The organism is Fulvivirga sp. M361 (assembly GCF_007097395.1).
Lineage (GTDB): Bacteria > Bacteroidota > Bacteroidia > Cytophagales > Cyclobacteriaceae > Fulvivirga.
Map to the genome: position 1 here is coordinate 22833 of NZ_VKDC01000012.1, position 24944 is coordinate 47776.

Below are 24944 nucleotides of genomic sequence, written 5' to 3' on the forward strand. Positions count from 1 at the left end.
GTGTTAGTAAACCCAAGAATCTGATTAGGTGTGATTGTGGAAGCAGAACGACATCCCATTACTTAGCCCTTACCATATTAAACAGATCCAAAACAACGTTAACCGATGCTTTCTTCCTCATACAATCACACTAAATCTTAGACGTCAATAATTGGTTTGTAAAAAAACATTGTATTTCTAAATACTGTTTCCCGTACCATTCAAGGCTTATCTCACCTTCCTTAAGCCGAAGACTGACCGTTAATGCACCAAATTCAAACTCTGTTGTTGATCCCCATGTAAGCCATCTTACTGTCCTTGGACTTGCAACAAGTTTAGTGAAAAACCAAAATGGGGTGAATGCTATTGGGCTTACCTTATCGGCTTTTTTGTTAATCGTTATGGAAATAATTTCATCCATGCTGATGGCTAGTGCATTGATCTTTCTGCCTCCTATAAATCGAAAGATTAACCCTTTAGTCAATTGATCAAGGTGTGGCTGAATTACATTATTACTCACGTCAAACCACTTACTAAATGCGTTGACAGGTTCAGCCGTTGGTTTAAAAACCCAATTCCATAGGCAGTGTTAGCTATACACTCATTGATGGTCAATTCCCTTCCGTACTTTTCCTTTAATTGCCTTGGTAATTCTCCCGATTGTAGTGCAAATGATTCCATATAAGAACTAAGTTGTGACTGGAAACAGCCACTTACCCCCCCAATGGTTCTTCACCATCATTTTTTTGCCAATCAATTTGTCTTATTTGTTCAGCAGATAGGTTAAGCCCCTCAGCGATATCATGGGTTAATTTTGTTCCTGACATATTGGCCAGGGTGAAATCGCACTCTTCAAAAGAAGACCTCCTCAGGTCTGCCCCGGCCAGATTAGTGCCTGTGAAATAAACACTGTCGTAAATTGAGGCACGTAAGTCGGCATTGGAAAGATCAGCTCCTGAAAAATCCACTTTAATAAAATCATTCCAGCAAAGATTGGATCCACTGAGGTATGTATACTTAAAACTACAATCTTTAATCTCAGAGCGGAGGAAAAAAGTCCGCTGCATATCAAGGTTACTCATATCTTTATTTTCCAGCCCTGTCCGAAAGATACTGATGCCCGTTGGGTTTTCATCGTCGTATTGTGGCATGGTATCAGGCTTTTCAGGGTGTTCACTTTTACTAATAACTCCCAGTTCTTTTAACACCTTCACGGTTTCATTAAAGCTCTTTTTCGTTTCGGATCCCTCTTTACCAGGAACTGCGGTCTGTTGATCAGAATTTGGCTGATCATTAGAGGCAGGGTTACTACATCCAAACAGCAAAGCAATGCCGATCAAGGTCAGAATTCTACCGATTATTTTCATTCTTTTATGTGTATGGACATTGGTCAGCGCATTTCAACAGGCATTTGATACGCCAGATTTTTATCTCTGTAACTCATTTTTCATCAACGCTTCCATCGTTCTCTAAGATAGGAAAGTAATCAGGGTAAGCCAAACCCGCGTTATTTCTCGACTGCCTTAAGGTTTTCAAGTGAATCTCTAACTTTAAACAGCAGGGTTGAGAAGCGGATAAATAGACTAGCATCAATGACAATGATATGAATATACATGATAAACTTATACTTCATTTCGAAGAACGTGTTCAACTCACCGATCAGGAGCATAATAAGGTCAGGGAATCTTTTAAAGCGGTTACGTTGAAAAAGAAAGAAATGCTGCTGTTCAAAGGTGAGGTATCTTCACATATGCGTTTTATTGCCGAAGGATGCCTCAGAAGCTATTTCATAGATGACGAAGCGAAGGAACATATTGTTCAGTTTGGCATAGAAGGCTGGTGGGTAAACGATCTGTACAGCTATCTCACCCGGACTCCGGCGCAACAGTTCATTCAAGCGATTGAAAACACCACTGTCCTGCAAATTCAGCGGGACACCTTGAACAAACTATACGATCAGGCACCTCCTATAGAACGTTTCTTCAGGCTCAAATTTGAAAAAGCCTATGTGGCTCTACAGGATCGAACGATGAATACCATGAGTAAAACAGCAGAAAACCGGTATATGGAATTTCGATCAAAATACAGGGATATCGAACAGCGTGTACCACAATATATGATTGCCTCATATTTGGGTATAACTCCGGAATTTTTAAGCGCTATGAGAAAAAATGCGTTGACGTCAGGTCGTTCTTAAGGTAGCTTAAGTTTTTTGTTTCCGCATAGGTTTTAGTTTGTACTGCCAATCGAAAAAGGCAGTATACATGAGAAAGAAAACCGTATTCCCTAGGAACAACACCTCTAATCCGATCCATCAGCAGCTGTCTGTCCCGGTCATCCATAATATCGCAAATGAAGAAACTGATCTGTTACAACCAACAGATTATGCAGTGCTATATAACCCTTACATTACAGGAAAGGGCATTCGGAAGCCCATAAAAAGCCTGTTCCAGCTGTCCGCAGAAGCAGGTAGACACTTATCAGTTTCTGAAGTTTGAATTTGTAAGAATATGAAAGTCCAAACTCCGGTTATAAATAAATCAACAACTCAAAAATCCATACCTACTGCTGAGTTTATATCCATTATAGCCATGCTGATGGCTTTGGTAGGCTTTTCAATCAATATGATCCTCCCCGCCTTTAAAGACATTACAGAAGAACTAGCGCTTTCAAACGAGAACCGCGTTCAATTAATGGTGTCTCTTTTATACCTTGGGCTGGCTTTGGGACAGATAATCTATGGGCCTGCTTCGGACTCAATGGGTCGAAAGTCATCGCTCTACCTTGGTCTTATCGTATTTATAGCAGGCTGTATGATCTCCTTTTTTGCACCAACATTATCTGTGTTGATCACAGGGCAAATCATCCAGGGAATTGGTTTAGGCGCCCCGCGCATTGTTACCCTGGCGATAGTCCGTGATAATTTTGAAGGGGACCATATGGGGAAGGTAATGTCTTTTGTGATGCTCGTTTTTATAGTGGTCCCAACTATCTCACCAGCTTTAGGACAAGGCGTTCTTTTTGTAGCAGGCTGGCGTTTCATTTTTATTGTATTTATCATACTGACAAGTGTTATGCTGCTGTGGGTATACCTGAGGTTACCGGAAACATTGGAAAAGAACAAACGAAAACCTATTTCTTTTATTCAACTTAAAAACCGGTTTCTGGAAGTCATTAAGAATAAATATGCGCTGGGATACACCATCGTATTAGGCTTATCTTCAACCGCTTTTATCAGCTACTTAAATTTATCACAACAAATATTCCAGCTACAATATGGCCTGGGACCATTGTATCCAATGTATTTCGCCATTTTATCGCTTTCGTTAGGCTGTGCATTATTAGTCAATAGTCAACTTGTGATGCGGTTTGGGATGAATTATCTATCGAAATCAGCCTTATGGGCAACCAGTATCAGCGCTTCGGTTTTTGCTATTGTGACCATTGTGACCAACGGGTCTCCACCATTTTGGGCATTGATGGTCTTCATGATGCTGGTTTTATTCTGCTTTGGCATCCTGGTGGGCAACTTAAATGCTATGGCACTGAAACCATTGGGACATATCGCCGGAATAGGAGCTGCTATCATAGGATCCATATCCACTATGATCTCAGTGCCTTTTTCTATTGTTGTCGGAAATAGTTATTCCGGATCCGTTCTTCCCCTGGTATTAGGGTTTGCCCTATTCGGGTCATTGGCGCTTGGCGTTTATTATTGGGTCACCAAAGACAAACAAACTGTGTAAAATGAACATCTTTGAAACAGACATTAGTTATGGGTAGATGGCAGCAATCCGTTTTTTAATTGTATGGATAAACAATTGATGTTCGTTGATGGAAGTGTGAATACAATACGCAACATTGGATATGGAGCCTATTTATCGGTTTCTGAACATGAACTTTCCATAGATTCCCTAAAGTCAAGAGTTCAGGTAAAGCGCTTCGAAGATACCTCATCTACAAAGCTTGAGTTGCAGACCTTGTTATGGGCCCTGACAGAGGTTTGCGAAACGAATAAAAAGCTGGTGGTTTACACGGATTCGCAAAATATTATTGGATTACCTGGAAGGAGAAGTGACTTAGAACGAACCGGCTATCGCTCCGGGAAAAATAAGTTACTGAATAACCATGAACTCTACCGCCAGTTTTATGATATAGTGGATATGCTGGATCCCCATTTGATGAAAGTGCCGGGACACCAGCCTTCAGGGCAACGGGATGTCATGGGTCAATTATTTAGTTTGGTGGACAGAGCTTCCAGGCAGGCGCTTAGGGCAGCATATGTATGAGTTATTGATAAAAAATTTCAATTTGCATGATCAACCGGCAAGAGACCTCCGGAATATTAATAGTTTGGCTAAGAGGGACTATTGAGAGCAGATAAGGAATCACGCGACACATAGAAAATATGTATTCAGATTATTTAAACAGGATTGGGTTCAAAAAGAAGATCCAGGTTAACGAGGAGACCTTACAGGAGCTGCACAGGCAACATGTATTGAATATCCCTTTCGAGGACCTGGATATCCATTATGGCATTCCAATCCAACTAGAGCCAGAGGCCATCTATGACAAAGTGATCAGGAAAATGAGAGGTGGGTTTTGTTACGAATTGAATTACCTGTTCTGGCAATTACTGAATGAATTAGGTTTCAAGGCATCGATGATATCGTCGAGAATTTACGATCAAGATCAAATACTAGGCCCCGAATTCGATCACATGTCGATCGTAGTTGATCTCAAAGACAAATGGTTGGTGGATGTGGGCTTTGGAGACTTGTTCATTTCACCCATCAAAATGGAGGAAAATGTCATTTCCAGGGATTGGTTCAAAAGCTACAAAATCAATAAGTTAAATGAGCATGATTATACATTGTCCGAGTCAATCGATGAAAGTGTTTTTACCAGGAGATACCAATTTAATATCCAACCAAGAAGTATAGCAGACTTTCAGCCACAGTGTAAATTCAAGCAATATTCCAGTGAATCACATTTTGTAAAAAACATGATCTGTACATTGCCCAATGACAAGGGTAGGATTACCATTATTAATAACAGGTTCATAGAGAAAAGGGAGGGAGTAAAAAAAGAGTCCATCATTGATGGTGAAGAAGAATTATTTGGAATACTTCATGAAAGGTTCAAAATCAATATTAATAGTAAACTGTCTTAAATGCATATAAATGAGTATTCATTGAATATCCCATGGCTTCATACACAGTCCAGGTATCATGGCATAAAAAAGAACGTGGTTTGTTTCTGTCAAAACAATAAATCGATTTCGTGTAAATAGAACCCCAAAAAGGCTTTAATGCCAATTTGGGGTTACTACACGTCCTACTAGCTAAAATCTTATTCTACTATGACTATCTTATAGGCTCAATAAGCTGTAAGTAATCATTAGAAATATCGGATGAGATGAAAAAGTCGTCCATGCAACTCATCTTTCTCATTATTGCTTTATTATTTTTTGTTCATAATTGGTCCTTTTCGTGACCAAACGTAAAACATACATCCCTTTTTTCAGACTTGAAGTATCCAGGTTTATCCCGGTTGCCTCATAGGCCACAATTTGCTTCAATTGTAGCACGCCGCTAACTGTTGTAATGGTCACCTCCACTGTTTCACTGTCATTAGAGGGTAGATAGATGTGGAGTCTGTCCTGCATAGGGTTCGGATGCACGTGCAGCTCATTGTTGCTTGACCGACCTACACCTGTTATGATATTCATAGTGATCTCAAAGTCATCCGATGCGGTAAATTCATTTTCATCCGTCACTAATACCTTTATCGTTACGGGTCCGGCCTCACGGGTAGGAGTACCGGAGAAACTACGCGTGGCAGCTTCAAAGTTCAGCCAGGACGGTAACACATTACCATCACTGAGTGTGACGCTGTAGGTTAAGGGACTTCCTGTATTTCCAAGTGCAAAAGCATTTTCAGGTATAACAAATGAAAACTCCTGCAGTTGAAAAGCTACCTGATCGCCTATTCCATTATTCACCTTGGGGCCATTCGTAACGCCAATTTCAAAATCATCTGATACAAAAAATCCACGCTGGTCTGTAACGGTTACTTTTACCGTAACCGGCTGATCATCAACAGCAGGCGTCCCTGAAAACTCACGTGAAGTCTCATTGAAAGTAAGCCATACAGGCAGTTGATTATCATTACTGAGTGTTGCACTATACGTTATCTCATCCCCGGCATTCCCCGGACTAAAGGTATTTTCGGGTACTGTAAACGTAAACGGACGGAGCTCGAATGCTTCCTGGTCTTCTAAGGGATTGGCCACGGCCGGAGCATCAACCAGGGTGATCATGAATTCATCCGGCACACTCTGTCCATGCAGGTCCGTAGCCGTCACTTTCACCATTATGGAAACATCATCACTTAATGGAGTTCCTGTAAACCGACGACCATCAAACGTAAGCCATTCGGGAAGCATGGTATCATCTGCCAGCTTTGCTGCGAAACTAAAAATATCTCCCAGTTCATCTCCGGTATCAAAAGCAGTTTCCGGTATGTCAAAAGAGAAGGTACGCTGTCGTGCCATGACTACATCTGGAATACCCTCCTTCCTGAAGGGAGGTACATTAAATTCATAAGCTCCCATATCAGGGATACCAATACGCCAAAACCCCCTTTGGTCAAACGCCTGTGTTAAAAAAAAGCCGGCGTTCAAGGCAGGACTATCACTCTTCAAGGCATGCGTAGGAGTGTTGCCGCCATTATCTGCTAAGTCTTCCAATAAAGGATCTACCGGACCTTCAGTAACTCGTGTCGCCCCGTCATTCGCTTCACTTCTTTCTTGCGTATCGCCATATAGGTCCCCTTCTGTGTTGGTATTAAATGACTGGGAACCTATGTTACCAATAAGGTTATGGCCAAGACTGGTGATGCCACCTCTTATATCATCAAAACCATCATCCGCCCGGTTACCTGCGATGATCGTGTTCTGGATCTGTACTCGTTCACTCGGAAGACTTGCATCAAAATACAACCCTCCACCAGTTACCGACTCATTATTGAAAATGGTAACATGGTCTAGTTTTACAGCTAAACTGTTACGATTCAATAATATTCCACCAGCTGAGCTAGTCGAACGATTTCCGGATATGGTAGTGTTATTTATATCAATAGGAGCACTGCTTAAAATATGTAAACCTCCCCCTGATCCGGATGACCCCAGAGCATTGTTATTAACAATAGCCGTATTGGACATGTGCATCTCAGTATCCCTACCAACAAACAGACCTCCACCAAGGCCATCTGCGGTATTATCAGAAATATTCACATCATTGATATACAGTGTATCGAGTGCAAGACGGGCATTGTCTGAATTCACAAATATGGCACCTCCCCAACTATCTGATGAGTTATTGTAAAACCCGGACCTGGTAATTGACCAACGTCTCCTATTGTTTGCTCCGAGAAAAAGGGCCCCGCCTGATTGTGTGGCGATATTATTTCGAAACGTACAACGAAATAGTATAACATCGTGGGTACTATAAAGCCCGCCACCCAGTTGCGCCTGATTGTCTTCAAATACTATTTCTATCAATCTCACTTTTCCAATACAACTGAGCCCTCCGCCTCTGGCATTGCTTGAATGTGCGCCTCTGATGGTCATATTATACAGTTGCAGATCATTATCATTAAATCTATTCGTATACTGAACAATGACGTCTACATTATCTGACGGGTCATCAATGACGCCTATGTCCCCACTTAAAATAGTGGTGTGCAGACTTACATCCCGGTCCTCCAACGAGGTTTCCGTTCCATCAAAACCACCGTAAATACGTAACCCGGGCCTGAATACACTGAATTTTGAGCTTTCTGAAGGAGTCTCTCCTCCCGGCTTATAAATGCCTTCTGCGATCCAAATATCAGATCCATCTTCGGCTGCTGTTAAGGCATCGGTCAAATCGTTAAAAGCATTGGCCCATGAACTTCCATCATTTGTTCCTTCAGCATCGGCATCTACAAAATACAATGTTGATCTGGCCGGAGTAGCGGCAAAAACCACATTGGATGCAGCAGATATACCCTGATCATTTTCTGCCGAAATGCGATAATAATACGTAGTTTCAGGTTTAAGTGAGTTATCAATATATCTTACTGTACCTCTACGAATGTGATGTATTATTTCGAAACCATCATCAGCGTTTAAAGATCGCTCAATGATGTAGCCCGTCCTTGTATTAGAATTTTCCGTCCAGGTAAGTTCAATGCCTACAGCGCTATTGGGAGTAGCTGCTAAATCAGCCGGTGTATTAGGAAGTGTTCCCGATGTCAGATCAATTTGGCTGTCACCACCTGAAAACCTTGTGATGAGTCGATAATAGTATTTGGTATCCGGGTCCACGGCGGAATCTTTGTATGACCTGGCATCATCAGAAAGTGTAGCAATATCTGTATAATCTGTCCCATTATCAGACCTCTGAAGCGTGAAACCTGTTTCATTACTGACCTCTAACCATGACAGTGATATGCTGTTAGCACTGGCTATATCATTTATAAAAGGTTCAAAAATAACGGCATCATCAGAGAGCCCAATATTCGTATTATTTCTTTCCTGAAAAGTGATCCCTTCTGTACCGGAAGTATTTTCAAGGCCTTGTGTCCATGCCGGTCCTTTACAATCTTTACATTGAATCTCTACCGTATTCAAACGTTCGGAAAGTTTTATTTGAAAGCTGACAGACTCACTAAACGAATTAAAAAAGCGGACGCGGTCGAATTGAACTACAAATTTTCGAAAAGGAGCAATACCTATGGTTTGATAGGAGATTGTTCCTCCCCTTTCGGGGTCCAGGTTTTGCCAACTTCCTGCAATAACAGCATTGGGAGTCCTGCTATCGGGGATTTCCTGTCCCCCACAACAAAAACGCCCGGGCCTTAAAAAGGAAATATAACCGTTGGAGCCTATATATACACTGGTATAGGCTTGTCCAAAAAACTTGAAGGGAAAACCAATATCTGCTGATCTAGATTCTTGACTTTTCAAACGGACAAATTCAGGAAATGCCAGATCCTCGTAAGAAAACCCCGAAGTATTTGCAACGTAGCTTTCTTGTGACCAACTTATTAAAGGTGAAACAAATAGAACTATCCATAAAAAATGTCGCATAGACGATTACTTTTTGTACTTCTGAAAAATGATCCTGGTGAACCTGATCTTAGTGTGGTTGTGAATAACCCACTTCCAGCTATTATTATCAATGACCAAGGTTGGTCATTTTTCATTCTTCTGATGTCAGGAAATCAGGCCCTGGTAGCTTGGTACAGATCATCTCAAGGCTATCGGATAATAGAAAAAGAAAGGGATCTCAGAACAAATAATTGTTATACCCAAGAAAGCAGACCAATCTATATATAATAAACCCGCCGTTTTAAGAAAATAAGCGATGAGTTGGACCACACAGTAATAAGGATGCTGGAACACCTCTTTTCGGAATACCAACACGATCCTAACAAGGTGTTCGTGTATAGATCGGCTTTAGAAAGTGGTTTGCTTTAGAGTTTAATCACCGTGACGCAGGCATAGGGTGATCTTTAAAATGGTATATTCGCCGCTCCTCACTGATAAGGTTCCGGTGTCTCAGTCCGTGCCCCTGCCCTTACACGGCAATCCCCACATGGCCGGGGGTCTCGCTGTTTGAATTTTAGCAGTGATTCAGGAATAAAAATACTGTTTTTCTGAACAGAATAGGCTCCGAAAAAACCTATGACGGGTTCACCTTCATCTGCTACATTGAAAATATTTCCTCGAATACTGATGGGAGGAGGATCGAAAAGCTCTCCATCTATTTCATCCAGAACTTTCAACCTGCTGTTGAAATCGAAAGCTTCTTCCGGTACGGCATATTGTTCCACCTCTACATGATACAACTTCTCTGAAGGCACCCCCTCACCGGTAAATCGCAGCCCGTTGTCTTCAATAAAACCGACGGGTAATGATATCCGCTGGCCATCATTCAAATTAGTTGAAAATGCTGTCTCAATTTCGGCCCGGTTATCTTCCAATATCCAGCAATCGCGTGCGCCGTTATCTGTCGGGTCAAAAGGACAACATGTTTGTGACGAAAGATTATCTTCTGCGGTAGAGATACGGTATATTCCATTGATCCGCCAAAAATAGTAATTGTCTTCACCGGGAGGGTCTTGCCAGGAAGCGATTACTTCCACTCCTGAGGGCTTAATAACAGGGTCCAGGCTGGGTAATTCCTTGAACAAAAGGTGTAAAGAATCTAATGGAGGTGTGGGCCTTATCGTCTGTGGTAAGGAGCGGTATACTTTGTTATCATCCGTACAGATCTCAAGAATGTAGGTATTGCCTATCTCTCCCTTAAAAGTGGCGGGTGTCCAGTAATTGGTCAATACCTCTACGAAGTTCAGACCTATTCCACATCCGGGGGGGATGATGAACACATCTTTTCGCCTCACCGATTCCCTTCTTACAGGCGTCACCTGACCGTTTTGATCAATTATCCGTACCTCGGCATCAATATTAGGGGTAGCTCCATCATCTCGTATACCGGAAAATTTCGCCAACCTGGAAACACGAAAAACATGCGGGCCAAAATCATCATCAATAAACCCTTCGACTACCAGCGTATTTTCAAAAGCCGAAGGTTTTACATCTAGTGGAGTAACACAGGCCGATAGTAATACCAAGCTGGCAACAGCCATCGCTGAAATAGCTGTAGTGACAGGACAGATCGTTTTAAAATTCCTTCCCGGAAGCTTCGAAGCTGTTTTCATAAGACTGAACGTGCTACATTATCTGGATCTGTTTTACTATTGATAAGGCTCAGGCACTTCTACTTGTGCACCTGCACGTATACGGCAGTCACCACATGGGTTTGTAAACCGCTGCCGGAACTTCAGTAATTCTTTCGAAATAAAAATATCTTTTTTCTGAACTGAATAGGCCCCGAAAAAACCAATCACCGGCTCTCTGACATCATTTATATTGAATATGTTACCTCGTATACTTAACGGAGGAGGGTCGAATATTTCTCCATCGATCTCATCCAGTATGTTAAGGTTTTGATAGAAATTAAACGCACCTTCAGGGACCTGATAGTGTTCCACTTCCACATGATACAGCTTTTCTTCCGGCAGCGTCAGGCTGGCAAACCTAAGGCCGTTATCTTCAATAAAGGCTACCTTGGTGGATATCCGCTCTCCATTCACCCGGTCATCAGAAAAGGCGATTTCATTTCCCTCCAAGTCCCGTTCTATGATCCAACAGTTCCGTTCTTTATTATCGGTAGGATCAAAAAAGCAACATGTACCACCGGGAAGTCCTTCCTCAGAAGTAGAGATCCGGTAGGTCCCGTTGATCCGCCAGAAGTAATAGTTAGCTTCTTCAGGCGGGTCCTGCCATATGGCCAGCACCTCCACTCCTGATGGCTTTACGATATCGTCCAGGCTGGGAAGTTCTTTAAAAGCCAGGTCCAGGGCCTCTAATGGAGGGGTGGGTTGCATAGTCTGGGGTTCCGAACGATAAACTTTACCATCTAGTGTCCTGATCTCAAGCGTGTAGGTATTACCCACCTCCCCTTTAAAACTTCCAGGGGTTCTATACGATGTCTGAACATCAACAAAGTTTATCATGATATTACACCCTGGAGGTTCATTGAAAAGGTCTTTTCTCCTCACCGTTTCTCGCCTTAATACAGTCACCTGACCGTTCTGATCTTCTATACTTACGTCAGCATCAATAAGTGGTGTGGCACCTCCGTCACGTATACCGGCAAACCGGCTCACTCTTGAAACACGAAAAGAATGTGGTCCAAAATCATCATTAATGAACCCTTCCACTACCAGGTAATCTTCAAAATCTGAAGGTTCCTGATCTAAAGAAGTGATACAGGCGGCTAAGGATAACAGTAGCGCTATGGCCACTGATAAGATCATCACTTTATTTTTTAGAGGTATTCTTTTCATCACATCAAAACTCTACTTCATAACTGATAGAAGGAAACGGTGCCCCTACTACTGAAAGCTTAAATGCACCTGGTTGCTGTCCGGGAAAGTCCTGGAAGAATACAGAAAAGGGGTTTTTTCTACCATACAGGTTATACACTGCCAGCGTCCATTTACCTCCAAAGACTTTCCGTTTGCTGGGAAAGTTAAATTGCAAAGACACATCCAGGCGATGGTTGGCAGGTCCTCTGAGATTATTCCTTTCGCCATAGAAAGCCAGTTCTCTTCTGCGGTACTGAAATTTACCTTCCGGAATGGTGAAAGGACGGCCTGTGCTATAGTTAAATACACTGGAAAAAGTAACATTCTTTCCCAGCCGGTAATTGGCAATCAGATTAAGCACATGGGGAGTATCAAAATTGGATGAAAACGTTTCTCCATCATTTATCTTTTCTTCGTCAAATGGCCCGTTAACTTCTCTCAGACTCCTTGAGTAGGTATAACTGACCCACCCATTTAATCTGCCATAATTTTTATTGATAAAAAGTTCTACACCATATGCTTGACCTGTTCCGGAGATCAACTCCGTTTCCAAATTAGGGTTAACAAAGAGGTCTGCTCCATCCTTAAAATCCACAAGGTTTTCCAGGTCCTTATAAAAGCCCTGGATAGAGGTTTCTATTCGATTATTCTTAAAGTTTTTAAACAAGCCCAGCGAATACTGAGATACAATCTGTGGCTCCAGGAAAGGGTCACTTAGCTTCCATACATCGGTAGGGGATACACTTGTGGTGTTGGTGATCAGGTGAATATATTGATACACCCGACTGTATCCACCTTTAATGGAAGTACTTTTATTTAGTTGGTATTTCAAAGCCGCACGTGGTTCAAAGCCATTATAACTTTGTATATCTTCCCCATCAAACTCCCTGGTAGAGATGATGGTATTTACACTTTTGGTTCGGTTAGGGTCATATTCATTGACCGTACCAGGTCCCCGGTTTTTAAAATCGGAATACCTGAGACCATAAGAAAGTCCAAGCGGACCTATCAAGTCAATATCATGTTGAAAATAAACACCCGATTCTATAGCATTCTCGGCATCAATAGTAGCAGGTAATACACTTGATCCGGGTGCAGGCATGAGCTTACCCAGTTTGTTTTCGAGAAACTTGGTCTGTACACCTACTTTGATGGTCTGCTTCTGTGAAGGGCTGAAATTAAAATTCAGGTTTAACTCATTATGTATGATCTGAGTTTCCAGGTCAAAATCATTCAACGGGGTATCATCGATAAGATTGGAAGTATAGGTGCTTCTGACTCCACTGACATCAAACGATAATTGCTCATTTATAGTAGAATTCCAACGAAATACCTGGGCTGTATTCTGCCACCGGTTCTCTACATTGTCGGCAAATTGAAATTGATCACCACTGATATAAAATGAATATTCCAGGTTGTTTTTCTTATTAATAATATAATTCACCACAGCATTGGCATCAAAAAACGACGCTGTACTGTTAGCAATATTAGCATCTTTGGTTTGCCTTAAAAGCCAGTTTGGGTAGGCGATCCTGCCAGCCACCATCACGGAAAGCTTTTCATTCACTACAGGCCCGCGTATTGAAAATTTGGAAGCCGTAGTACCTGCCGTAACATCCCCGCCCCACTGTCGGAAATTACCTTTTTTATACGTTACATCTACTACCGATGAAGCCCTGCCGCCATAGTTAGCAGGAATGGCTCCTTTGTGAAGGGTCACGTCACGTACCACACTTGCATTAAAACCGGAAAAGAAGCCAAACAAATGATAGGGGTTGTACAAAGTGGCGCCTCCCAACATTACCAAATTCTGATCTATTCCACCGCCACGCACATTGAAACCACTGGAAGCCTCTCCCTGAGTGGAGACTCCGGGTAGTAATGTCAGACTTCTCAGGACGTTCACTTCACCTCCGAGCGGTGGCAAAGTTTTAATGGATTCAATCTTAAGAACTTCTTTACCGATAGTTTTACTGGCTACATTTTTATCCGCTCCTTCTGATTGAAAAACCACCTCATCCAACTCCAGGATATTTTCCTTCATACGAAAATTGACATTACCTGGTCCTTTGAGGTCTATTTTTTTTACCTGGGTCTCGTAACCTATGATACTGACCTGTATGATGTACAACCCTTCATAAAGGCTAAAGTTAAACTTGCCTTCCTCATCGCTACTCATCCCTATGTTTTGACGCTCAATAAAAACATTGGCCCCACTGATCCTTTCGCCGGTAGCACTGTTAAAAACAGTTCCGGTAACGTTATATGGGGGATCCGCCTTTTTACCATAACCAATAAGAATACTGCGCTGCGCAATGAGGGGAGAACAATACAAGAGAAGCATGCCAAAAACTATGTTTCGCATTTTAGTCGGGTTCGGTTCAGGTTAAACAAGTATGATGCTATTCACAATTATGACTAGCCACTCATACCAATAAAAGAGTAATTAGGATTTGGCCTGTCAGGGAAGATACAAAAAAAGAGTATTTTCTACAGATGTAGGGATTAAAAAATCAAATTATATCCCTAAATACGAGGGGTATTTTATACGAACGGCGATACAACCGTCTGAAATTTCCAATCATAAAATCAGAGGTGCATCAGATTAGCATTAAATGGTAAAGGGCCATATTATTATGAGTGCTACGGCCCTTTCAAAATCGCAGGTGGCTTTAAAAAACTAGATCTTTTTGGTAAGAGCGTCTATTTTATCCTGGGCATCAATACGGCCAAGTACCAATGATTCCTGGTAAAGTGTAAGCGCTTCCTTATACGATTCTTTCTTCTTTTTTGGTGCCAGTTTTGTACGGTTGGCTACTTCCTCCATTGCTTCGGCCCGGGCATAATAGGCATCCGCTTCCGTAGTTTTGGAAGTCTTTCTTAGCTCTTCTATCCGTGCTTCGATCAAAGCTAATTCTTCCTTTCTAAGCGCTATTTCCTGTTCTTTTTTCTCCAATTCATCCGACTTCAGGTTAAGCGTGGTGATCAGGTCTTGGTTTTCACTCTTGTATCCAACCACCTGGTCCTGAAGGGATTGAACTTCTTTATTTCTAGCAGCCAGGTCTCTTCTCAGTTTTTTAACCGTACCGGTATAAGCGTTACGATTAGCATCAGATTTTTCCAGTTCTCCCTGTAAAGCATCCAGCTTCTGTTCAGTCTGACGGATGTAAGATTGGATGTTTTCCATCCTGGTTTTGTAATCTTCATAATTGGTGCCCACTTCCATATCCATGGACAGGTCGTTACGGGCAGCATCTACAGAATCCATCAGTGCTCCTACTTCCTGTAAAACAGTCACCGCCTTCCGGGCCGTTTCCAGTTCATATTGAAGGGAATCTACTTTAGATTGTAATTGAGCACTTTCTTGTTTAGGTACACAGCCTACTAAAGTGGCAAAAGCCGAAACAAATAGCATTAAAAGATAGTGTTTCATGATTTCACGGGTTGATTTCAATAAAATTATAAATCTCACAAGGCAGTCAGAAAGGGGATTCTTTAAAAGCAGACTTTTATAAGTCAAAATGCTTAAAAAGACTTTTAAGCCTTTCAATCGGATATTCCGATTTGTTTTCCGAGTTGATTCAGTAATCGGACCTTTGCTTTCATCGCAGGTAATAACGTGACCCCTATTTCGGCTTCTGTCTTACAGTTTTCCAGAAATTCCTGGCGAATGATCTTCAGGTCAAAATCATTAATCAAACGCATCACGTCGTTAGTATCCTGGTATGTGTAGATAAGTTGTATGGGTATGGTAATTTTTCTTTCCACGATCTCCGCACCTGACAGCGCTTCATCTGCCGCTGTCTTATAGGCCTGGATCAGTCCACTTACACCCAGTTTGGTTCCTCCAAAATAGCGTACTACTACCACCAGTACATTAGTAAGCTGTCGCGACACAATCTGCCCTAAAATAGGGTCTCCTGCAGAATGGTTAGGTTCTCCATCATCATTAGCACGATGTTGTTTTCCATCAGTACCCAATACGTAGGCGTAGCAATGATGTCTCGCATCGTGATACGCTTTTTTCAGAGCTTCCAGTCTTTCTTTGACCTCTCCCTCACCATTTACAGGATAAGCAAAGCCTATGAACTTGCTCCCCTTTTCTTTATAAATGCTTTCGGCAGAAGTGGTTATCGTCTTATAATGACTTTGCATGTATTCAGTCTAACTGGATAGATCAACTATACCATAATAGGTAAGATCACTTCCTCACTTTATGGAACAATATCTATGAATTAAATGTAACTTTTTTTGATAAAATCAGTCTAATTGGTGCAACTTTCAATGCTATGTATCAGTCTTTAAAACAAAAAAATCATGATGAAGTCAGTCTTTACCCTCCTATCCTTTGTTATTGTCAGCTCCTTGGCAATAGCTCAATCTTCTGAAGTACGTGATGTAGCCAAATTTGAGAAGATCTCTTTTGGCACTTCGGGCAAATTATATATCCGGCAGGGGGATGTTCAGAAACTGGAACTCAAAGGTGACAGAGACAACATTGAAGAAATACTAACAGAAGTACGCAGCGGAAAGCTTGTCATCAGGAATAAATCTAACAGCTGGTTTGGCGGGTCAAGTACCCGGGGATTAGAAATTTACGTTACGGTCAGGGAGTTGGAAAGTCTTAATCTTTCAGGGTCCGGTAAAGCATATGGAGAGAATAAATTCACTACGGACTACCTGGAGCTAAAAGTAAGCGGATCCGGAAGTATGGATCTGAAGGCCGATGCAAAAGAAACTGATATCACGATTTCAGGATCAGGAAAAGTCTACCTGAGCGGTGAAGGTGACAGGTCTCATGTGGCCATCAGTGGATCGGGAAGTGTAAGAGCAGAGAATTTTAAAGCTAATTCATTTAAAATCAGAATATCGGGTTCAGGAAGCTGTGAAATCCATGCTGTGGAATCTATTGATTCAAGGATTAGCGGAAGTGGAAGCGTTCGTTACAAAGGCGATCCACGTAATGTCAATGCCAGTTCTTCTGGAAGTGGTAAAGTGAGGAAGATGTAATGTCAGGTTAAAAACTCAATCACAAAGAAGCAGAGGTTGTCTTGAAAGGACAGCCTCTGTTGTTTGTAAAGCTATTGGACAAATACAGACTATCTTTCTCTTTGTAGAATCAAAACTTAACAAACCTGAGCATATCATCTTTTTTATGATAGTAACAGTAGTAGTAGTGTCCTTTAAATTTAAAAACTGTAGAGATCATAGGTTTTGGTGTGACTTCTGATTCAAAAGCTTTGATTTTTTCGAAATGACCCGTTTTTACCGGCTCATTTTCCAAATAATCTAGTGTCTCAGCTTCTAATATAGTGTTAAAGTAAACGTACTTGTTACCCCATGAATTGAGTGAATAAGCTGTGAAAACTGGTGAAGAAACAAAGGCTCCTGCTCCTCCTGGTACAAAACCACCATAACCTGTTGTTATTTCCTTAAAACCTCCTATTGAAAGTTTGTATTTATCATCTATCTCCTCTATGGCCAATGCCACTGAAAGTCTGGACATTTTTCTTAGGAATGTTTTTGTTTCATTAATTTGCATTTCTCTAACACCGCCGCCGCCCTCTTGAAAAATGGGAGAGTTTTTAAAATTTATCTGCTGATATTTGCTTACCGAGAAAGACTGTATTTCTCTTTTTGTATTAATATCGCGCAACGTTAAATACAATTGTGCGTCACACGTTGAAAGACTGTATATAACATTTTGAAATATGAGCGAATTGGTTCTGTTATATTCACGTTTTGATACAATATGTTCTACCCTCTCCATTCGAGCGAACTCATTTTTAATATCCAGCTTAATGAGCAATGTATAATGCTCATAGTTGTCCATGGTCAGCCAAACAACGTCGTCTTTCATGTATATTTTATGGTCTTTGGAAGTAGCCAAAAAACTGCTCGGAGCATTTTCAGATATAAAAACAGGACTTTCATTAAAGGCCCTGTAAAATGGCACTTTCCTTCCGCTACGCACAACCGGCCCTAACGTGAACTTCATTTTCCTGGGGTAATCACCTGGTTTCAGGGGGTAGATACATACATCTGAGCTATTCCTAATTCTAGTTAAAATGTAGCATTTATTATTGTCAGATATGGAAGTAAAGAATTTTTCATCTTTTCCTAAACGAACTTTGTATTGTTTGTGCACTTTATTTCCAAAAACGATCTCTTGGATAATAATCGTCTGATCAAATTGAGTTGATTGAGCTAAATAGAACAAAGAAACCATATTATGGTGTCTGGTCCCACCTAACAAACGACTTAATTCCGGTACCTGAGCCTCTACACTATTTGATATCGAAAAGTCAGGAGTCATTTCTTTAACAACAATCCTTTTTTTGTCTTTTATGGCTAACAAGCCGTTATCAAAACCATTATAATAAAAAGGTATAATTTCTACACCTTTAAGACTAGCGCCCAAGAAAAAGCCTGAGCCATTGGTAGCCTGCCCAATGGGTATTTCCTTCACCAAAGACTGACCATAAAGTGAACCAAATAACAGCCAAAAAACAACTAAAAAGATAACAGAGCTTCTCATCACGAAAGTATTTTCATTTGATTTCCGAAAAATTAAACCATAATGTTCTTAATGTTTCAAACCTATAAAACTTAAAAATCTTCTTCTCAAAAGATTAGATCAAAAATGCACTAAAAGCACAAGTATTAAGATACCTGAAAAGCAACAAGATGATCTCATTTTACTTGGCCATCATCAAGCGTTTCTTTCTTATCCTACCTACAAGGTAAATGATCGCAACGATGGTAAGGAAAGCACCTGAAACAAATGTAACAGGAAAATTCTCTGCATTATTATCGTATATCCATCCTGAAAACAATGCACCAGCCATAATCCCCAGCTCCAGTGCAATAAAAACGGTGGCAAAGGCCCTTCCTCGTGTTTTCTCATCGCTCAGATCAGTAGTCCAGGCAAACAATGTAGGGGAGTTCATACCAACACCGGCACCGTAAAAAACACTGCCAACTACCAGCATGGCGACGGACGTAGAAAACCCAATGATCAACATAGAGGTGGCATTCAATACAGCCGCTGCCAGAAGTATCTTTTCCCTGCCATATCTATCTGAAGCTCTCCCCGCAAAGACCCGCATGCACAAGGAGGTAAGCGTAAACACGGTAAATATAATGCCCTTATTCTCCAAACCCATGTATTCACTATAATCAGGCATAACTGTGAGTATAACGCCAAAAGGAAACAAGGTAAGTAACATAACTATGGAGGGTGGTATGGCGGAGGGATCGAATATCTCATTTCGCTTGATCTTCACATGTTCAAGGCTAAATCTTTCCGGTTTTGGTAGCGTTTCTTTCATTCCAATGAGGATAAGAACCGAAAGTATAGCAAATGCTGACGACGTGTAGAACATGGCATCCAGCGAATAGGATATGGCAATTTGTCCACCCAAAGCGGGCCCGCTCGCCATACCAATGGTACCAAATACACCGGAATATCCCATCGCCTCTCCTCGCCGGTTTGCAGGTACAATGTCTGCAATATAAGCTACCGTTCCAGTGGGCTTGAACCCTGTTGAAAAACCATGAAATAAGCGAAGCAGAAAAAAACCGGTAATAGAAGATATCATAGGATATAGAAAACCTATGATGAAGCAAACTCCGGAACCGAACACCATGACCGGTATTCTGCCGACCTTATCCGTTAGTTTGCCGCTGAACGGACGGGACAAGCCTGCCGTCAATGTGAAAAGAGAGATAATAAGACCTTTGTATTCCTCCCCTCCCAGACGGGTAAGATACCCGGGCAACTCAGGAATGATCATATTAAAGCTGGCAAAAAACAGGTATGAACTAAAGCATAGCAACCAAAACTGAAGGGTGTAGGTTTTTTGTTTTTCCACCGTTATAAAAAAGTTTACCCAACAACCATGTAAAGTTGTTGGGTTAATGTTATTATACTCCTACTATTACTGTGCCTGCCTTTGGTACCGTCCAACTACTCTTCGGATTCGTTCTGGTATCCCAGTAAAAATGCCTTAATATAATCGTCAAGATCACCGTCCAGCACGTTCTGAACATCTGTACGCTCCACACCTGTCCGGGCATCTTTAATGAGTTTATAAGGGTGTAGCACATAATTTCTTATCTGAGAGCCAAAGTCGATCCTCATTTTGCCCGCTTCTACTTTGTCACGTTCGGCATTTCTCTTTTCCAGCTCTAACTGGTATAAACGTGACTTCAACATTTTCATGGCCCTTTCCCTGTTCGCCAGCTGCGACCTTTCCACCTGGCATACCACTACTATACCGCTGGGTTTATGTGTAAGCTGGACTTTCGTCTCCACTTTATTCACATTCTGTCCCCCTGCACCTCCGGAACGTGAGGTCTGCAATTCCACATCGGCAGGATTAATGTCGATCTCTATGTCGTCATCTACTATGGGGGATACATAAACAGAGGAAAAGGAAGTATGTCTCCTGCCGCCAGAGTCAAAAGGAGAGATCCTTACCAGGCGATGCACTCCTATCTCCGATTTCAAATTACCATAGGCGAATGGCCCGTCAATTTCCAGTGTTGCAGACTTGATACCCGCCGTTTCTCCAGCCTGGTAATTTATTTGCTTTACTGAGTATCCATGGCTTTCAGCCCACATGATGTACATGCGATTAAGCATGTCAGACCAGTCCTGGCTTTCCGTACCTCCTGCACCAGGGTTGATCTCCAGGATAGCGCCATACTGATCTTCTTCTCCACTGAGCATCTTTTTGAACTCAAGGTCTTCTACGCTTTTGATCGTTTTGGCATACTCCGAATCCATCTCTTCTGCCTCCACGTCTCCCGCTTCATAAAACTCCTGTAGTGTTTCCAGGTCTTCTAATAAGGCTTTCACCGTACTAAAGCTATCCGTCCACACTTTTTTAATTCGTATTGCTTTCAGCACCTTCTCTGCCTCTTTAGGGTCATCCCAAAAACCAGGTTGTGCCGTTACCAGTTCTTCTTCTTTTACCTCTTCTACTTTTTTATCGTAGTCAAAGATACCTCCTCAAAGCCTCTACACGGGCTTTCAAGTCTTTCAACTCGTCTGTTGTCATATCAATTAAAATTTTCGCTAAGGTAAGTAACCACCCGATCCCATTCAATGGAATTGAGCTTTTACTAAAATTATAATTACTCCTGTTTTGGAAGGGTAAAATAGAAGTAAGATCCCTGGCCTAATTTGGATTCGGCCCAGATATTTCCACCATGTTGTTCAATAATCCTTTTAACAATGGATAGCCCTACACCTGTACCTTCATTACCATTGGACATGGAAGTCTTAAAGATCACGAATATTCGCTCAATTTCTCGCGGATGAATGCCACAGCCATTATCTTTTACAAAAAATTTCCAATGGTCTTCTTCATCCATATACCCCACTTCTATTTTGCCATTTGCCTTATCAACAAACTTGACGGCATTGCCAATGAGGTTCTGGAATACCTGGTACATTTTAGTTGGATAACCATAAACGCCAGGCAGGTTTCTTTCAATAGCAATTTGAATGCCCTCCGGGCGATCAATCACTTCATCCACCGTGCGGAGCAATGTATTCAAGTTAATGTAAGATTTAACCTGTTCAGTAGTGGTAGATTTAGAATATTCCAATATGCCATTAAAAAGGGTTTCCATTTTTTTGACACGTGCCTGCAAAATAGTGAGATATTCTTTGGCCTTGGGGGCCATGTCATTGCCAAAATCCTGATCGATGAACGTGGCCATGGATGAAATACCTCTCAATGGTGTTTTCAAATCATGTGAAATAGAATAGGCAAATGCTTTCAGGTCTGAATTAGCCGATTGCAGATCAGCAACCAATTGTTCCAACTCTTCATTTTTATGCTCTAGCTCCAGATCTTTAGTGTCTATGGCCTTTCCTAATTGCGCATTTATTTTCTTTTGAAGAATGTCATTTTTGCGTAATTCCTCAATAAGTCGCTGATCTGCAATCCTTTTATCTCTTTGCAACAGCCCTACCCTGTAGCCTAAACCCAGGGAGAAACATAATAGCTCTAATATATTCCCAACCTGAATAAAATAGATGGCTTGTTCAAAATCAAAATACTGGAACAAAACCACTCCCAACAAAGAGAAAAACACAAATAATGCGGACCCGTAGATAAAAAAAATGGCCAGCCGGTTCTTCGTTTTGTATAGATAAAACAGGAATACCAGGCCAATGAGAATGTTTAATAAAGCAAAATTATTCGTTATAGCGGATACCAGGGGCCGATTGTGAGTAACTATAAAAAGAATTACTTCGAACACAAAAAAACCATACCCCAGCCTTACCATCCATTTAAACAGCTTATCCCACTTTGGTGTCAAGTGCCAGGTTTCCAGAAAGTGCCGGGCAAACTGTATATAGAATACCTGTACCAGCCCCTCAGACAACCATAGATAAATATTTATGCCAGGATATTCAGGAAGTATAAATTCATGTAAAATTCCTTTAAACCATAAAAAATAGAGTGCTATAGTAGCGGCATATAACGCAAAATAAACATAGATCCTGTGCGGATACATGAAGAAGAATATGATGCTATAAATGATGAGCAGGCCTAGTATACCATGAAAAATTGCCTGGAGCATTGTTTCCAATCTTCTTCCCTGCCACCATTGCTGAGGGGCACAGATCATTGGGTCTAAAACCGGTGAAAAATGAAGAGAATTAGACACACGAACATAAAAAGTGACCGTTTCTCCTGTATAAGTCTTAATAGGAAAAGTGCTCATTTTCCTACCGTTCGGCAGTTGTTTCTTCGACCCTGCTACCAATTCACCGGTTTCATAATGAGCCAGCAGGCTATCTTTGAAAATATACAGTTCGGCAAAATTATTCTCCCCCAGATCCAACAAGAGGTCCTGATCAGCTCCTGCATTACTTTTGATCCGGAATACTCCCCAGTAAGTGACATTCTCCTTTAGATCCCCCACTTCATTAAGAGGATAGCCTTTTATGGTTTTTGAAAGGATACTTTCCAGGCTAAGCTCACCAGTCGAATCAGGATAAACAAGGCAATGATCATTCAATGATACGGGATCAACGACATCAACATTCAGAACATATGGAGTCTGTGCGGATGATATCGTACATCCCAGGATAAAAAAAATCCATAAAATAATAAGTCGTTTTGCCGGCATCCGTATTCTATCTCTGACTTGCAAAAGTACTTTTCAACTACATCTTATAAATGCTTTAATACCTACAACAGGTAATGGTTAATGTCATATTATCTAAATGATCTACTTAACCCTAAAATCTAAAATTTGCATCCGATGCTTCTTTTTATTACACTTCCATCTTTTTTTACCTATCACTCTAAGCAATAGCCCAGTCGCAACGAATGCACCGCTTATTGTTGCCGTTTCACTACTCACCCTAAAGGATTCATTCATGATCGCGGTCTGATTGAACTGGTCTATTACTAAGAATAATGGCCCTGCTACCAGGAAGATCCCCGACCAGTTTTTAAAATTAAATATGGTGAAATTTTTATTACGAATATCAATTTCTTCTATTTCATCTAACTTTATCCTGTAATAATGGAATCTTATTTCATCATTACCCAATCCGAGGATAGATGCTGAGGTAAAAAAGCGTTCTCCTTTCAACCTAAAGCGTATGGTTTCTCCTTCATTAAAGATGATCTGCTTTCGGGGTTTATTTACTTTACTCAGTACTAAGTAGCGCTGCGCTTGTGTTGGGTGGTAAAAAGCAAAAAAAAGAAGAAGAGGTATCAATCGTAAAAACACGTACGGCAAGTTTGGTTTCTATGAAAATAAAAAATGCAACCGGTGTGATTGCATTTATAAAGTTGTAAATAGCTTATCACGTAAAATGACACGATAAACGATACCATTCAACGACTAAATTTTATGGATCCAATCGAATTTATCTTCGATCCGACCATATTTTATATCATCCAGTGTTTTTAGCACTTTATTAGAGAATTCACGCCCTTCCACCGGTGGTAGAGAGTAGTCAGTACCTTCATGGCCTATCGATTCTATCTGGGCTATGGTGGCTGCTGTTCCGGCTCCAAAGACCTCTTGAAGTCTGCCCTCCCTGGCAGCGGCTATTATCTCATCTACGGCTACTCTTCGTTCTTCTACTTCCATGCCCCAGTCACGGGCCAGTGTAAGCACACTATCCCGTGTGATACCATTAAGAATGCTGTCTCCTAACGAGGGGGTTACCAGCTTACCGTCCATGATAAACATGACATTCATGGTGCCGGATTCTTCTACATACTTATGTTCTTTACCGTCAGTCCAAAGTAGTTGGTCATAGCCATCTTTCTGGGCTAGTTTGGCCGGATATATCGCCGGGCCATAGTTACAGCCTGTTTTACAATAACCACTACCGCCTTCTGCTGCCCGCGTGTAATGTGTCTCTATCTTAACTTTTACGGGCTTAGAATAATAGGCACCTACAGGACAGGTGATAATCAAAAAACGAAAATCTTCAGAGGGTTTTATGCCTATGAAGTCATCATCTGAAATAAGAAAAGGACGTATGTAAAGTGAGGTACCGGGAGTAGAAGGTACCCAGTCTCTATCCAGGTCCAGAAGCGTATTAAGGCCTTCAAAATAAAGCTGCTCTGAAATGAGAGGCATACACATTCTTTCGGCAGAAATATTAAGGCGTTCCAGGTTTTTGTCAGGCCTGAAGACTAAAATCTCACCTTTATCATTTTTATAGGCTTTTAGTCCTTCGAAAATGGATATACCATAATGCAATGCCGGACTCGCAGGGCTAATACGTAAGTCTTCATAAGGCTCGATAAGTACGTCTTTCCAGGTCCCGCCCTCATACTTTGCCACGAAAAGATGGTCTGAGTATTGTTTCCCAAACTGAATATTATTAAAATCTAACTTACCAATGTTGGAATGGCTGGTCTTGTTCACCTGGATGTTCAACGTATCTATCATACTATTAAAATTTATGTCCTCCACCTCACAGCGGCTGT

21 protein-coding genes are annotated in these 24944 nt (G+C 41.3%); 6 read left to right on the plus strand and 15 right to left on the minus strand.

Annotated features, from left to right (window positions below; translation table 11 throughout):
* Positions 1 to 130: 130 nt before the first annotated feature.
* From FNH22_RS14800 to FNH22_RS14805, 3 genes are read right to left on the minus strand one after another with little or no spacing between them, the layout of a single operon-like run.
* Entirely contained in the window at positions 131 to 499 is a 369-nt protein-coding gene (locus FNH22_RS14800; RefSeq protein WP_143399188.1) for a hypothetical protein, read from the minus strand.
* The gene (locus FNH22_RS32055) at positions 496 to 660 is read right to left on the minus strand and encodes a hypothetical protein (RefSeq protein ID WP_185154238.1); all 165 of its coding nucleotides are present in this window, start codon (positions 658 to 660) and stop codon (positions 496 to 498) included. Before FNH22_RS32055 ends, FNH22_RS14800 begins: the two co-directional genes overlap by 4 nt.
* Before the next feature lie 32 nt (positions 661 to 692).
* A complete protein-coding gene (locus tag FNH22_RS14805; protein WP_143399189.1) occupies positions 693 to 1346 on the minus strand; it encodes a pentapeptide repeat-containing protein in 654 nt (217 codons plus the stop codon).
* A gap of 236 nt (positions 1347 to 1582) precedes the next feature.
* Here FNH22_RS14805 and FNH22_RS14810 point away from each other — a divergent pair, with 236 nt between their 5' ends.
* The 5 genes from FNH22_RS14810 to FNH22_RS14830 all read left to right on the plus strand — a co-directional run bounded on the left by FNH22_RS14810 (position 1583) and on the right by FNH22_RS14830 (position 5152).
* Positions 1583 to 2176, plus strand: coding sequence for a Crp/Fnr family transcriptional regulator (locus FNH22_RS14810; protein ID WP_143399190.1), 594 nt, complete (start codon positions 1583 to 1585; stop codon positions 2174 to 2176).
* Between the two features lie 67 nt (positions 2177 to 2243).
* Entirely contained in the window at positions 2244 to 2477 is a 234-nt protein-coding gene (locus FNH22_RS14815; RefSeq protein WP_143399191.1) for a hypothetical protein, read from the plus strand.
* A 12-nt stretch (positions 2478 to 2489) separates the two neighbouring features.
* Positions 2490 to 3725, plus strand: a complete 1236-nt coding sequence (locus FNH22_RS14820; protein WP_143399192.1) for a multidrug effflux MFS transporter — start codon at positions 2490 to 2492, stop codon at positions 3723 to 3725.
* A 63-nt stretch (positions 3726 to 3788) separates the two neighbouring features.
* The gene (locus tag FNH22_RS14825; protein ID WP_143399193.1) at positions 3789 to 4268 is read left to right on the plus strand and encodes a ribonuclease HI; all 480 of its coding nucleotides are present in this window, start codon (positions 3789 to 3791) and stop codon (positions 4266 to 4268) included.
* A 119-nt stretch (positions 4269 to 4387) separates the two neighbouring features.
* Positions 4388 to 5152 (plus strand): arylamine N-acetyltransferase, encoded by a 765-nt coding sequence (locus FNH22_RS14830; RefSeq protein WP_143399194.1) that lies wholly within the window; start codon positions 4388 to 4390, stop codon positions 5150 to 5152.
* Between the two features lie 279 nt (positions 5153 to 5431).
* Here the strand turns inward: FNH22_RS14830 and FNH22_RS14835 are convergent, their stop codons facing one another.
* From FNH22_RS14835 to FNH22_RS14860, 6 genes are all read right to left on the minus strand, one after another.
* On the minus strand, positions 5432 to 9115 hold the full coding sequence (locus FNH22_RS14835; RefSeq protein ID WP_143399195.1) for a putative Ig domain-containing protein: 3684 nt from the start codon (positions 9113 to 9115) through the stop codon (positions 5432 to 5434).
* Positions 9116 to 9564: 449 nt separating this feature from the next.
* Positions 9565 to 10749, minus strand: coding sequence for a DUF4249 domain-containing protein (locus tag FNH22_RS14840; protein ID WP_143399196.1), 1185 nt, complete (start codon positions 10747 to 10749; stop codon positions 9565 to 9567).
* Between the two features lie 36 nt (positions 10750 to 10785).
* Positions 10786 to 11940, minus strand: coding sequence for a DUF4249 domain-containing protein (locus FNH22_RS14845; RefSeq protein ID WP_143399197.1), 1155 nt, complete (start codon positions 11938 to 11940; stop codon positions 10786 to 10788).
* A 4-nt stretch (positions 11941 to 11944) separates the two neighbouring features.
* Positions 11945 to 14326, minus strand: coding sequence for a TonB-dependent receptor (locus FNH22_RS14850; protein ID WP_143399198.1), 2382 nt, complete (start codon positions 14324 to 14326; stop codon positions 11945 to 11947).
* Between the two features lie 315 nt (positions 14327 to 14641).
* Complete coding sequence (locus tag FNH22_RS14855; RefSeq protein ID WP_143399199.1) at positions 14642 to 15394, minus strand: hypothetical protein; 753 nt, start codon at positions 15392 to 15394, stop codon at positions 14642 to 14644.
* 113 nt (positions 15395 to 15507) lie between these two features.
* On the minus strand, positions 15508 to 16116 hold the full coding sequence (locus FNH22_RS14860; RefSeq protein WP_143399200.1) for a YigZ family protein: 609 nt from the start codon (positions 16114 to 16116) through the stop codon (positions 15508 to 15510).
* Positions 16117 to 16278: 162 nt separating this feature from the next.
* Here FNH22_RS14860 and FNH22_RS14865 point away from each other — a divergent pair, with 162 nt between their 5' ends.
* Positions 16279 to 16971 (plus strand): head GIN domain-containing protein, encoded by a 693-nt coding sequence (locus FNH22_RS14865; protein ID WP_143399201.1) that lies wholly within the window; start codon positions 16279 to 16281, stop codon positions 16969 to 16971.
* Between the two features lie 109 nt (positions 16972 to 17080).
* Here FNH22_RS14865 and FNH22_RS14870 read toward each other — a convergent pair whose 3' ends face one another.
* The 6 genes from FNH22_RS14870 to FNH22_RS14895 all read right to left on the minus strand — a co-directional run bounded on the left by FNH22_RS14870 (position 17081) and on the right by FNH22_RS14895 (position 24906).
* Complete coding sequence (locus FNH22_RS14870; RefSeq protein WP_143399202.1) at positions 17081 to 18499, minus strand: hypothetical protein; 1419 nt, start codon at positions 18497 to 18499, stop codon at positions 17081 to 17083.
* A 160-nt stretch (positions 18500 to 18659) separates the two neighbouring features.
* The gene (locus tag FNH22_RS14875) at positions 18660 to 19883 is read right to left on the minus strand and encodes an MFS transporter (RefSeq protein WP_143399203.1); all 1224 of its coding nucleotides are present in this window, start codon (positions 19881 to 19883) and stop codon (positions 18660 to 18662) included.
* A gap of 47 nt (positions 19884 to 19930) precedes the next feature.
* A protein-coding gene (gene prfB / locus FNH22_RS14880; protein WP_143399204.1) for a peptide chain release factor 2 occupies positions 19931 to 21026 on the minus strand; the annotation gives its coding sequence in 2 pieces (ribosomal slippage) (positions 19931 to 20965 and positions 20967 to 21026; 1095 coding nt in all).
* Positions 21027 to 21102: 76 nt separating this feature from the next.
* Complete coding sequence (locus FNH22_RS14885) at positions 21103 to 23115, minus strand: ATP-binding protein (RefSeq protein ID WP_143399205.1); 2013 nt, start codon at positions 23113 to 23115, stop codon at positions 21103 to 21105.
* 102 nt (positions 23116 to 23217) lie between these two features.
* Positions 23218 to 23727 (minus strand): hypothetical protein, encoded by a 510-nt coding sequence (locus FNH22_RS14890; protein WP_143399206.1) that lies wholly within the window; start codon positions 23725 to 23727, stop codon positions 23218 to 23220.
* Positions 23728 to 23841: 114 nt separating this feature from the next.
* Positions 23842 to 24906 (minus strand): branched-chain amino acid aminotransferase, encoded by a 1065-nt coding sequence (locus FNH22_RS14895; protein ID WP_143399309.1) that lies wholly within the window; start codon positions 24904 to 24906, stop codon positions 23842 to 23844.
* Between the last annotated feature and the right edge of the window lie 38 nt (positions 24907 to 24944).

Excerpts from the sequence above, each read along its gene's own strand:
- FNH22_RS14870 (WP_143399202.1), bottom strand. The coding sequence starts at position 18,499 with ATGAGAAGCTCTGTTATCTTTTTAGTTGTTTTTTGGCTGTTATTTGGT.
- FNH22_RS14810 (WP_143399190.1), top strand. The coding sequence starts at position 1,583 with ATGAATATACATGATAAACTTATACTTCATTTCGAAGAACGTGTTCAA.
- FNH22_RS14855 (WP_143399199.1), bottom strand. The coding sequence starts at position 15,394 with ATGAAACACTATCTTTTAATGCTATTTGTTTCGGCTTTTGCCACTTTA.
- FNH22_RS14820 (WP_143399192.1), top strand. The coding sequence starts at position 2,490 with ATGAAAGTCCAAACTCCGGTTATAAATAAATCAACAACTCAAAAATCC.
- FNH22_RS14825 (WP_143399193.1), top strand. The coding sequence starts at position 3,789 with ATGGATAAACAATTGATGTTCGTTGATGGAAGTGTGAATACAATACGC.
- FNH22_RS14865 (WP_143399201.1), top strand. The coding sequence starts at position 16,279 with ATGATGAAGTCAGTCTTTACCCTCCTATCCTTTGTTATTGTCAGCTCC.
- FNH22_RS14885 (WP_143399205.1), bottom strand. The coding sequence starts at position 23,115 with ATGCCGGCAAAACGACTTATTATTTTATGGATTTTTTTTATCCTGGGA.
- FNH22_RS14835 (WP_143399195.1), bottom strand. The coding sequence starts at position 9,115 with ATGCGACATTTTTTATGGATAGTTCTATTTGTTTCACCTTTAATAAGT.
- FNH22_RS14830 (WP_143399194.1), top strand. The coding sequence starts at position 4,388 with ATGTATTCAGATTATTTAAACAGGATTGGGTTCAAAAAGAAGATCCAG.
- FNH22_RS14815 (WP_143399191.1), top strand. The coding sequence starts at position 2,244 with ATGAGAAAGAAAACCGTATTCCCTAGGAACAACACCTCTAATCCGATC.
- FNH22_RS14845 (WP_143399197.1), bottom strand. The coding sequence starts at position 11,940 with ATGAAAAGAATACCTCTAAAAAATAAAGTGATGATCTTATCAGTGGCC.
- FNH22_RS14840 (WP_143399196.1), bottom strand. The coding sequence starts at position 10,749 with ATGAAAACAGCTTCGAAGCTTCCGGGAAGGAATTTTAAAACGATCTGT.
- FNH22_RS14860 (WP_143399200.1), bottom strand. The coding sequence starts at position 16,116 with ATGCAAAGTCATTATAAGACGATAACCACTTCTGCCGAAAGCATTTAT.
- FNH22_RS32055 (WP_185154238.1), bottom strand. The coding sequence starts at position 660 with ATGGAATCATTTGCACTACAATCGGGAGAATTACCAAGGCAATTAAAG.
- FNH22_RS14895 (WP_143399309.1), bottom strand. The coding sequence starts at position 24,906 with ATGATAGATACGTTGAACATCCAGGTGAACAAGACCAGCCATTCCAAC.
- FNH22_RS14805 (WP_143399189.1), bottom strand. The coding sequence starts at position 1,346 with ATGAAAATAATCGGTAGAATTCTGACCTTGATCGGCATTGCTTTGCTG.
- FNH22_RS14850 (WP_143399198.1), bottom strand. The coding sequence starts at position 14,326 with ATGCGAAACATAGTTTTTGGCATGCTTCTCTTGTATTGTTCTCCCCTC.